This window comes from Stenotrophomonas muris (genome assembly GCF_052751275.1).
Map to the genome: position 1 here is coordinate 4,196,788 of NZ_CP199879.1, position 13,947 is coordinate 4,210,734.

A 13,947-nucleotide genomic window follows, 5' to 3' on the forward strand; every position below is an offset into this window, starting at 1 on the left:
TATGTGTCGGATTTCACTGTCTTCCTGTACATGGGGCTGGCAGTGGGCGACACCAGCGAACCCGGGCAGGCCGTTCAAGTCCGGTGTGGCTGGGTGAAGGTGGCGTCTCTGGACGCCATGAGACGCCGCATTCCGGTTTGCCTGCCCGAGTGCGGTAAACTGGGGCATTGTGCGGCGCGCGGACCGGTGGTCCCAGCCTGCCAACCCGCCGCAGGGGCCGCAGTTTGCGACGGTGCCCCTAGACGATGAAGTGCCAGCCGCCCCACGGGCCGGCGGCCATACCAAGACGGACTCATGAGCGACAAACCGCTGACCGATTTGACCTTCTCCTCCTTCGAGCTGCATCCGGCCCTGCAGGCCGGCCTTGAAGGAGCCGGATTCACCCGCTGCACCCCGATCCAGGCGCTGACCCTGCCGGTCGCGCTGCCCGGCGGTGATGTTGCCGGCCAGGCCCAGACCGGCACCGGCAAGACCCTGGCCTTCCTGGTCGCTGTCGTGAACCGCCTGCTGACCCGCCCGGCGCTGGCCGACCGCAAGCCGGAGGATCCGCGTGCGCTGATCCTTGCCCCGACCCGCGAACTGGCCATCCAGATCCACAAGGATGCGGTGAAGTTCGGTTCCGACCTGGGCCTGCGTTTCGCGCTGGTCTACGGTGGCGTGGATTACGACAAGCAGCGTGAGCTGCTGCAGCAGGGCGTGGACGTGATCATCGCCACCCCGGGCCGCCTGATCGACTACGTCAAGCAGCACAAGGTGGTTTCGCTGCATGCCTGCGAGATCTGCGTGCTGGACGAAGCCGATCGCATGTTCGATCTGGGCTTCATCAAGGACATCCGCTTCCTGCTGCGCCGCATGCCGGAACGCACCATCCGCCAGACCCTGCTGTTCAGTGCCACCCTCAGCCATCGCGTGCTGGAGCTGGCCTACGAGCACATGAACGAGCCGCAGAAGCTGGTGGTCGAAGCCGAGACCATCACCGCTGCGCGCGTGCGCCAGCGCATCTATTTCCCGGCCGACGACGAGAAGATCCCGCTGCTGCTGGGCCTGCTGTCGCGCAGTGAAGGCGCGCGCACCATGGTGTTCGTCAATACCAAGGTGTTCGTCGAGCGCGTCGCCCGCTCGCTGGAAAAGGCCGGCTACCGCGTCGGCGTGCTGTCCGGCGACGTGCCGCAGAAGAAGCGTGAGAGCCTGCTCAACCGCTTCCAGAAGGGCCAGCTGGAAATCCTGGTGGCCACCGACGTGGCCGCGCGTGGCCTGCACATCGACGGCATCAAGTACGTCTACAACTACGACCTGCCGTTCGACGCCGAAGACTACGTGCACCGCATCGGTCGTACCGCGCGCCTGGGCGAAGAGGGTGATGCGATCAGCTTCGCCTGCGAACGCTACGCGATGGGCCTGCCGGACATCGAGGCCTACATCGAGCAGAAGATCCCGTCCGAGCCGGTCACCAAGGAACTGTTGACGCCGCTGCCGCGCCCGGAACGCCCGGCCCCGGCTGCTGGCGAGGAAGGTGAGGAGAACGAGAGCGTCGGCCAGATCTTCCGTGAAGCGCGCGAAGCCCGCGCCGCTGAAGAAGAGCGCCGTGGTGGTGGTCGCAGTGGGGGCCGCTCCGGCGGTGGCCGTGGCGAGCGTCGCGACGGTGAGCGCAGCGGCGAGCGCCGTTCGCGTGGCCCGCGCAAGCCGCGCGTGGAAGGCGAGCAGGTTGCAGCTGCCCCGGCCGAAGGTGCTGAAGCCGCTGTCGCCCAGGCTCCGCGTCCGCCGCGCCCGCCCCGCGCCGAGGGCGCGCCGGAAGGTGCCGTGGATGGCGAGCGCAAGCCGCGCAAGCGCCGTCGTCGTCGCCACGGCCGTCCGGTCGAGGGTGGCGAGGGCGTGCAGGCCAACGCCGGCAACGGCGCCAGCCCGGTGACCCCGGTGCAGGTGGTGGCCAAGCCGGTGCGCACGGCGGCCGACAGCGGCGATTCGTTCCTGACCCGCATCGGCCGCAAGATCCGCCGGATGCTGTCGGGCAGCTGATCGGCGCTGCCGATCAGCGGGTAGCCCCCGACCGCTGGTCGGGTGGCTTTGAACGGTAGTGCCGGCCGCTGGCCGGCAACCCACATGGCTGCCGGCCAGCGGCCGGCACTACCGATCGGCGCCACCGTCTCCACGAGGTCGCGCCGCTCCTGCATAATCGGGGCATGAGTGTCCTGCGCTTCGACAATGTCAGCAAACAGTACGCCGGTGGCCACGAGGCGCTGATCGATGTCAGCTTCGAGGTCGCGCCGGGCGAGATGCTGTTCGTCACCGGCCATTCCGGTGCGGGCAAGAGCACTTTGCTCAAGTTGATCCACCTCGACGAGCGGCCCAGCCGCGGCGCGGTGGTGTTCGACGAGCGCAACCTGCTGAAGGTGCGCGGCGGCGACGTGCCCCGCCACCGACGCGCGGTGGGCGCGGTCTACCAGGACCACCGGCTGCTGATGGACCGCTCGATCGCCGAGAACGTGGCGCTGCCGCTGATCCTGCGCGGCACCCGCCGTGGCGACATCAGTAAGCGCGTGCGCTCGGTGCTGGAGCGGATGGGCCTGGGCCATCGCGAGAAGGCGCTGCCCTCGCAGCTGTCGGCCGGCGAGCAGCAGCGCGTGGGCATCGCCCGCGCCATCGTCGGCGAGCCCAAGCTGCTGGTGGCCGATGAGCCGACCGGCAACCTCGACCCGACCCTGGCGGCAGAGATCATGGCCCTGTTCGCCGAGCTGCCCTCGCGCGGCACCAGCGTGCTGGTGGTCAGCCACGACCTGCCGCTGCTGCGCCGCATGCGCAAGCGCGTGCTGATCCTGGACCATGGCCGGCTGGTGGATGACATCTCGCCGCAGGACCTGGCGGAGTAACCGATGGCGAAGAACGAAAACAGCGAAGTCGCCGCCCCCTCGCGCGTGGGCGTCTGGTTCCAGCACCACGTGCACAGCGTGGTGTTCAGCCTGGGCCGCGCCTGCCGCAAGCCATGGGCGACCCTGCTGACGGTGATGGTCATGGCGCTGGCGCTGGCGCTGCCGCTGGGCCTGTCGATCGCGCTGGACAACCTCAAGCAGTTCGCCGGCAGCGTGCAGCAGTCGCGCGACATCAACGTGTTCCTGAAGGGCAACGTCGATGCACCCGGCGCGCTGCGCCTGGCCGGCCAGCTGCGCGACCGCGACGACGTGGCCGAAGTGAACGTGCGCACGCCCGAGCAGGGCCTGCAGGAACTGCGCGATGCCGGCCTGGGTGAGGCGATCGACGCACTCAACGACAATCCGCTGCCTTCGCTGCTGGTGATCACTCCCGGCCAGGGCAAGGACGACGCACGCCTGGCGCGCGCGCTGGAAAGCCTGCCCGAGGCCGATCTGGTGCAGCACGATGCGCTGTGGCGCCAGCGCCTGGATGCCTGGCTTGCCTTCGGTGCGCGGCTGGTGCAGGTGCTGTCGGTCCTGCTCGGCGCAGGTGCCGCGCTGGTGGTCGGCAACACGGTGCGCCTGGACATCCAGGCCCGCCGCGAAGAGATCGGCGTGCTGCAGCTGCTCGGCGCCAGCGATGGCTTCATCCGCCGCCCGTTCCTGTACCTGGGCGCGTGGTACGGCCTGGGCGCCGGCGCGGTGGCGCTGGCCCTGATCGGCGCTGCGGGTGCCGCCCTGCGCATGCCGCTGGCCGAACTCTCGCGCAGCTACGGCAGCCCGTTCGTACTGCACGGCCTGGACCTGCTGCACGGCGGCCTGGTCCTGCTCGGCACGCTGCTGCTGGGTTGGCTGGGCGCCTGGCTGGTCACCGGCCACTTCCTCCGCCAGACCCGCCCGACCGACACCTGAGACCGGCATGCAACCGCAAGCGCTGAAACACCTTGAAGGGCCCGCGACGCGGGTGATGGTGGTCGATGGCTCGAAGCTGGTGCGCAAGCTGATCGCCGACGTCCTGCAGCGTGACCTGCCGGGCGTGGAGGTGATCGGCTGCGACAGCATCGAGGACGCACAGCAGGCGCTGGCACAGGGGCCGGTGGACCTGGTGACGACCTCGCTGACCCTGCGCGATGGCGACGGCTTGGCGCTGGCGCGGATGGTGCGCGAAGCGGCCGGCCAGGCCTATGTGCCGGTGATCGTGGTCTCCGGCGATGCCCAGCAGCACCTGGAGCAGCGCCGCTTCACCGAGTACGTCACCGACTATTTCGACAAATCGCTCGGCCATGAAGCACTGGCGACCTTCATCCGCGGCTACGTGCAGCCCCAGACCATCCCCGGTGCCACCATCCTCTATATCGAGGACAGCCGCGTGGTGGCCGAGGCCACCAAGCGCATGCTGGAACGCCAGCAGTTGAACGTGCTGCACGTGGTCAGCGCCGAAGAAGCGTTCACCCTGCTCACCGCCGAGTCGCTGGGCCGCAGTCGCCACCGCATCGACCTGGTGCTGACCGACGTCACCCTGAAGGGCGAACTGAGCGGTCGCGACGTGGTGCAGCGCGTGCGCGTGGATTTCGGCTACGGCAAGCGCCGCCTGCCGGTGCTGGTGATGACCGGCGATGGCAACCCGCACAACCAGACCGGGCTGCTGCAGTCCGGTGCCAACGACCTGGTGCTCAAGCCGATCGAAGAACGGCTGCTGGTCACCAAGGTGCTGTTCCAGCTGAGGCTGGCCCGATTGAACGATGGACCTCTGTTGCGATGATGGATGAAGTAGCCGACACCCCGACGATCCAGCTGGAACCGAGCTGGAAGCAGCATGTCGGCGATTACCTGTTGCAGCCGCAGATGCGCGAGCTGTCCAGCTTCCTGCGCCAGCGCAAGGCCAGTGGCGCGGCGGTGTTCCCGCCCGGCCCGCAGATCTTCGCCGCGTTCGACGCCACGCCGTTCGAGCAGGTGAAGGTGGTGATCCTCGGGCAGGACCCGTACCACGGTCGCGGCCAGGCACATGGCCTGAGTTTCTCGGTGCCGCCGGGCGTGCCGGTGCCGCCGTCGCTGCTGAACATCTACAAGGAGATCGAGGGCGATCTCGGTATCCCGCGTCCGGACCACGGCTGCCTGATTCCGTGGGCGCAGCGTGGCGTGCTGCTGCTCAATGCGGTACTGACGGTGGAAGAGGGCAAGGCCGGTGCGCACCAGGGTCGTGGCTGGGAAGGCTTCACCGACCACGTGGTGGATGTGCTCAACCGCGAGCGCGAAGGGCTGGTGTTCATGCTCTGGGGCGCCTATGCGCAGCAGAAGGGCAAGGTGATCGACACCCGCCGCCATCGCGTGCTGAAGTCGCCGCATCCATCGCCGCTTTCGGCCCATCGGGGCTTCCTCGGCTGTCGTCATTTCTCGATGGCCAACGAGTACCTGCAGCGCCGCGGCCAGGCCCCGATCGACTGGTCGCTGCCGCCGCGCTCGGCACTCTGAGGGCCGGCGGGCCGCTGGGCCTGAACACCGGGCAACGTTCCCGGGCCTGAATGGGCCTTCAGAACGGCCCGTTCAGCTCCGCTTGACCGGAATCGGCCGCTTTACGGCAGGTAATTGCTTGAATTCCAAGGGATTGTGAATCCCGAAAAGCATGCTCGCCACTGTCATCAAATCGCGCTACGGTAGGGCTCTGTTTGGGACCAGTGTTGCATCAATGGGATGCTGGAACTTTTTCCTCCTTTAGCAGTCCAAATCCCGGACTGCTAAGATGGGTGCCTATGAGCCAGAACACCTCTACTGCCCTTGTGGCAAACAATCTCCCGATTCCCAGTGCGCTCGGTTCGCTGGACGCCTACATCGGTGCCGTGCACCAGATCCCGGTGCTGTCGGTCGATGACGAACAGGACCTGGCCCGTCGCTTCCGCGACGGCAACGATCTGGACGCTGCCCGCGAGCTGGTGCATTCGCACCTGCGCTTCGTGGTGCACGTGGCCCGCGGCTACAACGGCTACGGCCTCGCCCTGGGCGACCTGATCCAGGAAGGCAACATCGGCCTGATGAAGGCGGTCAAGCGCTTCGACCCAGACATGGGCGTGCGCCTGGTCTCCTTCGCGGTGCACTGGATCCGTGCCGAGATGCACGAGTTCATCCTGAAGAACTGGCGCATCGTGAAGGTCGCCACCACCAAGGCGCAGCGCAAGCTGTTCTTCAACCTGCGCAAGTCGAAGACGCGCCTGGGCTGGATGAACGCGGCGGAAGTGAGCGCGGTGGCCAAGGACCTGAACGTGTCCGAGCGCGAGGTCATGGAAATGGAGTCGCGCCTGTCGGGTCGCGATATCGGGTTCGATGCGCCGACCGACGAGGACAACGAGCACGCGCCGCCGTCGCCGGCCGCGTTCCTGGTCGCCGACGACGAAGACCCGTCGATGGCCTACGAACGTGCCGACAGCGAAGACAACCAGATGCAGTTGCTGCGCGAAGGCCTGGCGGAACTGGATGCGCGTTCGCGCGACATCATCCGCCGCCGCTGGCTGGACGCGGACAGCAAGGTGACGCTGCAGGAACTGGCCGACGAGTACGGCGTGTCGGCCGAGCGCATCCGCCAGGTTGAAGCGAACGCGCTGAAGAAGATGAAGGCGCTGTTCACCGCGTAAGCGGGGCGGCGTTGGAATGAAGAAAGGCCCGGCATTGCCGGGCCTTTTTGTTTTTTGCGGCGTTCTCATCCACGCCACGCGTGGATGCCCTGATGCCGCACCCGCCTCACCCCTCGCGTGCGATCGCGCGCCAGCCAATGTCGTTGCGGTGGAACGCGTTGGCCCAGCTCACCTTGGCCACGCCGGCGTAGGCATTGGCCTGCGCGTCGCGCACGCTGTCGCCCAGTGCGGCCACGCACAGCACGCGACCGCCCGCACTGACCACGTGGCCCTGAGCATCCAATGCCGTACCGGCATGGAACACCTTGGCACTGGCCGGCACGTCGTCCAGGCCGGAAATCACGTCGCCGGTGATCGGCGCTTCCGGGTACGGCCTGGCCGCCAGCACCACGCCCAGCGACGGGCGCGCGTCCCACTGCGCTTCGACCTCATCCAGGCGGCCATCGATGGCCGCTTCCACCAGCTCGACCAGGTCCGACTGCAGGCGCAGCATCACTGGCTGGGTTTCCGGGTCGCCAAAGCGCACGTTGAATTCGATCACCTTCGGTGCGCCGCTGGCATCGATCATCAGGCCGGCGTAGAGGAAACCGGTGAACGGGATGCCGTCGGCGATCATGCCCTGCACGGTGGGGTTCACCACCTCGCGCATCACCCGTGCATGCACCTCCGGCGTCACCACCGGGGCCGGCGAATAGGCGCCCATGCCGCCGGTATTCGGGCCGGTGTCGCCGTCGCCGACGCGCTTGTGGTCCTGCGAGGTGGCCATCGGCAGCGCATGCACGCCGTCCACCATCGAAATGAAGCTGGCTTCCTCACCGTCGAGGAATTCCTCGATGACCACGCGCGCACCGGCATCGCCAAACGCGTTGCCGGACAGCATGTCACGCACCGCGTCCTCGGCCTCGGTCAGGCTCATCGCCACGATCACGCCCTTGCCGGCGGCCAGGCCATCGGCCTTGACCACGATCGGTGCGCCCTTCTCGCGCACATACGCCAGCGCGGCGTCCACGTCGCTGTGCACGGCGTAGTACGCGGTGGGGATGTTGTGGCGCGCCAGGAAGTCCTTGGCGTAGGCCTTGCTGCCTTCCAGCTGCGCGGCGGCGGCGGTTGGCCCGAAGATGCGCAGGCCGGCGGCGCGGAAGCGGTCGACCACGCCGGCCACCAGCGGTACTTCCGGGCCGACCACGGTCAGCGCTACGCCTTCGGCCTGGGCCAACGCCAGCAGGCCGTCGATATCGGTCACCTTGACTGCCACGTTGCGGCACGTGTCTTCGCTGGCGGTACCGGCGTTGCCGGGCGCCACGATCACTTCGGTGACACGGGAGGACTGGGCCAGCTTCCATGCCAGGGCGTGTTCGCGGCCGCCAGAGCCGATGACGAGGATCTTCATGGGACAGGGTTCTCGGGTACGGAAGAGAAAAGCCGGGCAGGGCCCGGCTTGGTGATGCGGATCAGTGGCGGAAGTGGCGCACGCCGGTGAACACCATGGCCAGGCCATGTTCGTCGGCGGCGGCGATCACTTCGGCATCGCGCATCGAACCGCCCGGCTGGATGACCGCCTTGATGCCGGCGGCTGCAGCGGCATCGATGCCATCGCGGAACGGGAAGAAAGCGTCGGAGGCCATCACCGAGCCCTCGACCACCAGGTTCGCATCGGCGGCCTTGATGCCGGCGATGCGGGCCGAGTACACGCGGCTCATCTGGCCGGCACCGACACCGATGGTGCGGTTGTCCTTGGCATAGACGATCGCGTTGGACTTCACGAACTTGGCGACCTTCCAGGCAAACAGCAGGTCGGTGAACTGCTTGTCGGTCGGCGCCAGCCTGCTGACCACCTTCAGTTCGTCGCGGGTCATGCCGCGGTTGTCCGAGGACTGCAGCAGCAGGCCCGAGCCGACGCGCTTGCTGTCGAAGTTGTTCAGGCCGTCGCCGTGCGGGATGCGCAGTACGCGCACGTTGGCCTTCTTCTGCGCGTACTCCAGCGCGGCCGGCTCGTAGTCCGGGGCGATCAGCACTTCGACGAACTGGCGGTCGAGGATCACCTTGGCGGTGGCGGCATCCAGCGGCTTGTTGAAGGCGATGATGCCGCCGAAGGCGCTGGTCGGGTCGGTGGCGTAGGCCAGCTCGTAGGCATCGCCGTTGCCGGCACCGACGGCCACGCCGCACGGGTTGGCGTGCTTGACGATGACGCAGGCCGGCGCATCGAACTGGCGCACGCATTCCCACGCCGCATCGGCGTCGGCCAGGTTGTTGTAGCTCAGCTCCTTGCCCTGCAGCTGCTGGAAGGTGGCCAGCGTGCCCGGCACCGGGTACAGGTCGCGGTAGAACGCGCCGCTCTGGTGCGGGTTCTCGCCATAGCGCAGGTCCATCACCTTCACGAAGGTGGAGTTCATCTGCGCCGGGTACTCGGCACGGGCCGGCACGGCGGCGTCAGTGGCGGTGACCGCCGACAGGTAGTTGCTGATCGCCGCATCGTACTGGGCGACGCGGTTGAACGCGGCCACCGAGAATGCGAAGCGGGTGGCCGCCGTCAGCTGGCCGTTGTTGGCCTCCAGCGAGGCCAGCAGCTCGGCGTACTGCGACGGATCGGTGGCCACCGCCACGCGGGCGAAGTTCTTGGCCGCCGAGCGCAGCATGGCCGGGCCGCCGATGTCGATGTTCTCGACCGCGTCGGCCAGGGTGCAGTCGGCCTGGGCGGTGACCGATTCGAACGGGTACAGGTTCAGCACCAGCAGGTCGATGGCACCGATACCGTGCTCGGCCATCACTGCGTCATCTAGGCCGGAGCGGCCCAGCAGGCCGCCGTGCACCATCGGGTGCAGGGTCTTGACCCGGCCGTCCATCATTTCCGGGAAGCCGGTGACCTCGGCCACGTCCTTCACGGCCAGGCCCGCATCGCGGATCGCCTTGGCGGTGCCGCCGGTGGACAACAGCTCCACGCCGCGTGCCGCCAGCGCAGTGGCCAGCTCGACCAGGCCGGTCTTGTCGGAAACGGAGAGGAGGGCCCGGCGGACGGGCAACAGATCAGCAGTCATGGGACAGAATCGGCAGCGGAGCGGGGCCGATATTGTAGGCGGTGGGGGCCGGTGGCGGGCGCCGGCGGGGAAAATCGACCCGCACCCACGGCCTGTGGCCGCCTTCAGCACAGCCTGGCCGGGGGCGGTCCGCAAGCAATTCGATGGGGCGCGCTGCTCCAATCGGGTAGGCTGTGCCGGAACTGCCAAGGATCAGCGGGTTCGGATCGTGTCGATCTATGCATTGAAAGGACGTTTTCAGGACCTGTTGCGTCCGGCCGTACGCGGTCTGTACCGCATGGGGATCACCGCCAATGCGGTGACCGTGACCGCGGCCGCGGTCTCGCTGCTGGTCGCTGCCGCCGTCTGGTGCTGCGCGCCGGCCCAGCCCCTGCTGTACCTGCTGCTGCCGCTGTGGATGCTGCTGCGCATGGCGCTCAACGCCGTGGACGGCATGTTGGCCCGCGAGTTCGGCCAGCAGTCGCGGCTGGGCGCCTATCTGAACGAGCTGTGCGATGTGATCGCCGACGCGGCGCTGTACCTGAGCCTGCTCAGCGTGCCGGGCGTGCGCCCGGAAGTGCTGTGGCTGCTGGCCTGGACGGCGGCGCTGAGCGAGTACGCCGGGGTGCTGGGGCTGATGGTCGGTGCCAGCCGCCGCTATGACGGCCCGATGGGCAAGAGTGACCGCGCCTTCGTCGTCGGCGTGCTGGGTCTGCTGCTGGCGTCTGAGTGGGTTGGCGCGATGACGGTCACTGGCGTGGCTGCGGCCATGGCGGTGCTGTGCATGCTGACCATGATCAACCGCGTCCGTCGCGGACTGCGGGAAACGGCGGTTTCGTCGAATTAATCAAGCAGATACAAAAAGACAATCAGGAGATTGCATGCGTCAGGCGCAGGAACGGGAATTCCACAGCTTCGACCAGGTACCGCTGTTCTACCGGTACTGGGCGGGCACCACCGCAACCCCGGCCACCCGGGCCATCGTGCTGCTGCACCGCGGCCACGAGCACTCCGGGCGCGTCACCCACCTGGTCGATGAGCTGGACCTGCCCGACACCGCCTTCTTCGCCTGGGATGCGCGCGGCAATGGCCGTTCGCCGGGTGCGCGTGGCGATGCACCGGGCTTCCCGGCGCTGGTGCGCGACCTGGACAGCTTCATCGCCCACATCGGCGCCGAGCACGGCATTGCGGTGGAAGACATCGTGGTGATCGCGCAGAGCGTAGGGGCGGTGGTCGCCGCGACCTGGGTGCACGATTACGCGCCACGCCTGCGTGCGCTGGTGATGGCTTCACCGGCGTTCAAGGTGAAGCTGTACGTGCCGTTCGCGCGGCCGGGCCTGGCCTTGATGCAGAAGCTGCGCGGCAACTTCTTCGTCAACAGCTACGTCAAGCCGCAGTGGCTGACCCATGACCCGGCGCGGGTGGAAAGCTACCGTACCGATCCGCTGATCACCCGGCCGATCTCGGTGCGCGTGCTGCTGGGCCTGTACGAAGCGGCCGACCGCATCGTGGCCGATGCGCAGGCGATCAGCGTGCCGGTGCAGCTGCTGGTGTCCGGCTCGGATTTCGTGGTGCACCGTGGCCCGCAGGATCGCTTCTATGAGCGCCTGTCCAGCCCGATCAAGGAGCGGGTGCACCTGCCGGGCTTCTTCCACGACACGCTGGGCGAGCGCGATCGGGCACCGGCACTGGCGCGCATCCGCAGCTTCATCCAGGCGCGTTTCGCCGAACCGTTGCGCGAGCTGTCACGGCGCGACGCGCACCGCCATGGGCCGACCTTCGAAGAGTCGGAGATCCTGGCCTGGCCACCGGAACGCAACAGCCTGGCCGACCTGCGCTGGCGCGTTGTACGTGGCGGCCTGCGCTTCGGCGGCACGCTGTCCGAAGGCATCGCGCTGGGCCTGCAGACCGGTTTCGATTCCGGTAGCACGCTGGACTACATCTACCGGAATGAGGCGCGCGGCAAGGGCCCATTGGGGCGGATGGTCGACCGCAACTACCTGGATGCGATCGGCTGGCGTGGCATCCGCGTGCGTGGCCAGCACCTGCAGGAACTGCTGCGCGACGCCGCACAGCGCCTGCGCGGGCAGGGCACGCCGGTGCGGGTGCTGGACGTGGCCGCCGGCCATGGCCGCTATGTGCTGGAAGCACTGGGCCAGGGCGAGCAGCGCGCCGACCGCATCGTGCTGCGCGACTTCAGCGATCTGAACGTGACCCAGGGCCAGGCGTTGATCCAGCGCCTGGGCGCGGCCGACATCGCGCGCTTCGAGCAGGGTGATGCGTTCGACCCGGCACAGCTGGCCAAGGTCGATCCAGCGCCGACGCTGGCGGTAGTCTCGGGCCTGTACGAACTGTTCCCCGACAACGACGCCGTGCTGCGCTCGCTGCAGGGCATTGCCGCAGCGGTGCCAGTGGGTGGCTACCTGGCCTATACCGGCCAGCCCTGGCACCCGCAGCTGGAATTCATTGCCCGTGCCTTGACCAGCCACCGCGGTGGCGCGGCGTGGGTGATGCGCCGCCGTACCCAGCAGGAGATGGACGAACTGGTGCGCCTGGCCGGGTTCGAGAAGGTGGCGCAGCGTATCGACGACTTCGGCATCTTCACCGTATCGCTGGCGCGCCGGACCGCGTGATGGCGACGCTCGCCGCATCCCCACTGGCCGCAGAGGGGCGCCCCTGGCGGCGCGCCCTGTTGTGGCTGGCCCTGCTGGGTCCGTTCTTCTTCGCCAGTTATGGCTTCGCCAACTGGATGGCCGGCCGCCACGCCACCCTGCCGGTGATGGCGTTCGGCTGGGAGACCCGCATCCCGTTCGTGCCATGGACGATCGTGCCGTACTGGTCGATCGACCTGTTCTACGCGGTCTCGTTCTTCCTGTGCCGGCAACGGCTGGAGCTGGACCGGCACGCATTGCGGCTGTTGAGCGCACAGCTGATCGCCGTGAGCTGCTTCCTGCTGTGGCCGCTGCGCTTCAGCTTCGAGCGTCCGCAGATCGGCGGTGTGTTCGGCTGGCTGTTCGATGTGCTGCTGGGCTTCGACAAGCCGTTCAACCAGGCACCGTCGCTGCACATCGTGTTGCTGATCGTGCTGTGGGTGAAGTTCGCACAGTACCTGCACGGGGTGTGGCGCTGGGTGCTGCATGTGTGGGCGCTGCTGATCGGCGTCTCGGTGCTGACCACGTTCCAGCATCACTTCATCGATATCCCGACCGGCCTGCTGGCCGGCTGGTTGTGCGTGTGGCTGTGGCCGGAGCAGGGCACGCCCCCGCTGCGTGCATGGCGCACGGCACGTGATGCCAAGCGCTGGCGCCTGGCAGGGGTGTACCTGCTGGGGGCCGCTGTACTGCTGGTGCCGGTGGTGCTTCTGCGTGGCGCCGCGTTGTGGCTGCTGTGGCCGGTGGTGTCGCTGCTGCTGGTGGCGCTGGCCTATGCCGGGCTGGGTACCGCGGTGTTCCAGAAGCGCGCCGATGGTCGCCTGACAATGGCGGCACGCTGGCTGCTGGCGCCGTACCTGGGCGCAGCCTGGGTCAATTCGCGGCTGTGGACGCGGCGTGCGCCGCATCCGGTGCCGGTGATGGATGACGTGTGGCTGGGACGCATTCCCTGTGCTGCGTTGCCAACACCGCTGGTCGGCGTGGTCGATGCCTGTGCTGAACTGTCCTGCCGCGCGCCGGGCGCGGCGTATGCCAGCGTGCCGATGCTGGACCTGGTGGTGCCCACGCCGGAACAGCTGCGCGAGGCGGCCGATGCCATCGAGCGTCTGCGCGTGCAGGGGCCGCTGCTGGTGTGCTGCGCGCTGGGCTATTCGCGCAGCGCCGCCAGCGTCGCCACCTGGCTGCTGCGCAGTGGTCGTGCCGCCGATGCGAACGCGGCAGTGGCGATCGTTCGGGCTGCACGCCCCGGCATCGTGCTGCACGCGGCGCATCTGCATGCCATCACTGCTGCGGCAGGAGCGCGCGCATGAGCACGGTTCCTGATCTGGTGACCATGCAGCTGCTGCTGCGCCAGGGGCGTTGGCCGGCGCTGCTGTCGCTGGGGATGTTGCTGGTGGCACTGCTGCTGCTCGGCACCGAGCCGGGGCTGGCGATGATCGCTGCCGGCCTGTTGCTGCTCAGTGTTGCCGCGGGCATCGCACAGGCCTACCACGCGTGGCGGGTGGGGCTGGATGCCAGCCTGCTGCAGCTGCTGCGCGATGAAGGACTGGAGGGCGAAGCCGCCGCACGCCGCATCGATCAGCTGCTGGACGACAGTGGCCTGCGCCGCGCGTCGCCCGATGCGCCACTGCGTGGCTGGGATGCGCGCTGGTCCGGCATGCGCCGCCTGCTGCTGCGCCAGTACCTGCTGACCGCAGTGCAGTTCGCACTGCTGGTGCTGGCCGTGGTGTGGCCGCAGACGTGAATGGGA

General features: G+C 68.1%; 12 protein-coding genes. 10 read left to right on the forward strand and 2 right to left on the reverse strand.

What is annotated here, in order from left to right; all coding sequences use genetic code 11:
- Positions 1-294 precede the first annotated feature (294 nt).
- The 6 genes from rhlB (at position 295) to rpoH (ending at position 6,532) form a co-directional block, all read left to right on the forward strand.
- Positions 295-2,016 (forward strand): ATP-dependent RNA helicase RhlB, encoded by a 1,722-nt coding sequence (gene rhlB / locus ACUVWL_RS19445; protein ID WP_049439326.1) that lies wholly within the window; start codon positions 295-297, stop codon positions 2,014-2,016.
- Between the two features lie 164 nt (positions 2,017-2,180).
- A complete protein-coding gene (ftsE, locus tag ACUVWL_RS19450; protein ID WP_014648630.1) occupies positions 2,181-2,867 on the forward strand; it encodes a cell division ATP-binding protein FtsE in 687 nt (228 codons plus the stop codon).
- Between the two features lie 3 nt (positions 2,868-2,870).
- Entirely contained in the window at positions 2,871-3,818 is a 948-nt protein-coding gene (gene ftsX, locus ACUVWL_RS19455; protein WP_046429859.1) for a permease-like cell division protein FtsX, read from the forward strand.
- A 7-nt stretch (positions 3,819-3,825) separates the two neighbouring features.
- Positions 3,826-4,668, forward strand: a complete 843-nt coding sequence (locus ACUVWL_RS19460; protein WP_019660837.1) for a response regulator — start codon at positions 3,826-3,828, stop codon at positions 4,666-4,668.
- The gene (ung, locus tag ACUVWL_RS19465) at positions 4,665-5,378 is read left to right on the forward strand and encodes a uracil-DNA glycosylase (RefSeq protein ID WP_445978672.1); all 714 of its coding nucleotides are present in this window, start codon (positions 4,665-4,667) and stop codon (positions 5,376-5,378) included. The genes ACUVWL_RS19460 and ung overlap by 4 nt, the downstream gene beginning before the upstream one ends.
- A 278-nt stretch (positions 5,379-5,656) precedes the next feature.
- On the forward strand, positions 5,657-6,532 hold the full coding sequence (rpoH, locus tag ACUVWL_RS19470; RefSeq protein ID WP_053494565.1) for an RNA polymerase sigma factor RpoH: 876 nt from the start codon (positions 5,657-5,659) through the stop codon (positions 6,530-6,532).
- Between the two features lie 106 nt (positions 6,533-6,638).
- Here the strand turns inward: rpoH and purD are convergent, their stop codons facing one another.
- Together purD and purH are read right to left on the reverse strand one after the other, a co-directional pair.
- Positions 6,639-7,922 (reverse strand): phosphoribosylamine--glycine ligase, encoded by a 1,284-nt coding sequence (gene purD, locus ACUVWL_RS19475; RefSeq protein ID WP_014648625.1) that lies wholly within the window; start codon positions 7,920-7,922, stop codon positions 6,639-6,641.
- A gap of 61 nt (positions 7,923-7,983) precedes the next feature.
- Entirely contained in the window at positions 7,984-9,567 is a 1,584-nt protein-coding gene (gene purH, locus ACUVWL_RS19480) for a bifunctional phosphoribosylaminoimidazolecarboxamide formyltransferase/IMP cyclohydrolase (RefSeq protein WP_014648624.1), read from the reverse strand.
- A 208-nt stretch (positions 9,568-9,775) separates the two neighbouring features.
- Between purH and ACUVWL_RS19485 the strand changes: the two genes are divergently transcribed.
- The 4 genes from ACUVWL_RS19485 to ACUVWL_RS19500 are packed head-to-tail and all read left to right on the forward strand — an operon-like array spanning position 9,776 to position 13,941.
- The gene (locus ACUVWL_RS19485; RefSeq protein ID WP_014648623.1) at positions 9,776-10,393 is read left to right on the forward strand and encodes a CDP-alcohol phosphatidyltransferase family protein; all 618 of its coding nucleotides are present in this window, start codon (positions 9,776-9,778) and stop codon (positions 10,391-10,393) included.
- Between the two features lie 34 nt (positions 10,394-10,427).
- Positions 10,428-12,179, forward strand: a complete 1,752-nt coding sequence (locus tag ACUVWL_RS19490; RefSeq protein ID WP_049439322.1) for a bifunctional alpha/beta hydrolase/class I SAM-dependent methyltransferase — start codon at positions 10,428-10,430, stop codon at positions 12,177-12,179.
- 23 nt (positions 12,180-12,202) lie between these two features.
- Positions 12,203-13,507, forward strand: a complete 1,305-nt coding sequence (locus tag ACUVWL_RS19495) for a phosphatase PAP2/dual specificity phosphatase family protein (protein WP_445979176.1) — start codon at positions 12,203-12,205, stop codon at positions 13,505-13,507.
- Positions 13,504-13,941, forward strand: a complete 438-nt coding sequence (locus tag ACUVWL_RS19500) for a hypothetical protein (RefSeq protein ID WP_445978673.1) — start codon at positions 13,504-13,506, stop codon at positions 13,939-13,941. The genes ACUVWL_RS19495 and ACUVWL_RS19500 overlap by 4 nt, the downstream gene beginning before the upstream one ends.
- Positions 13,942-13,947: the final 6 nt, after the last annotated feature.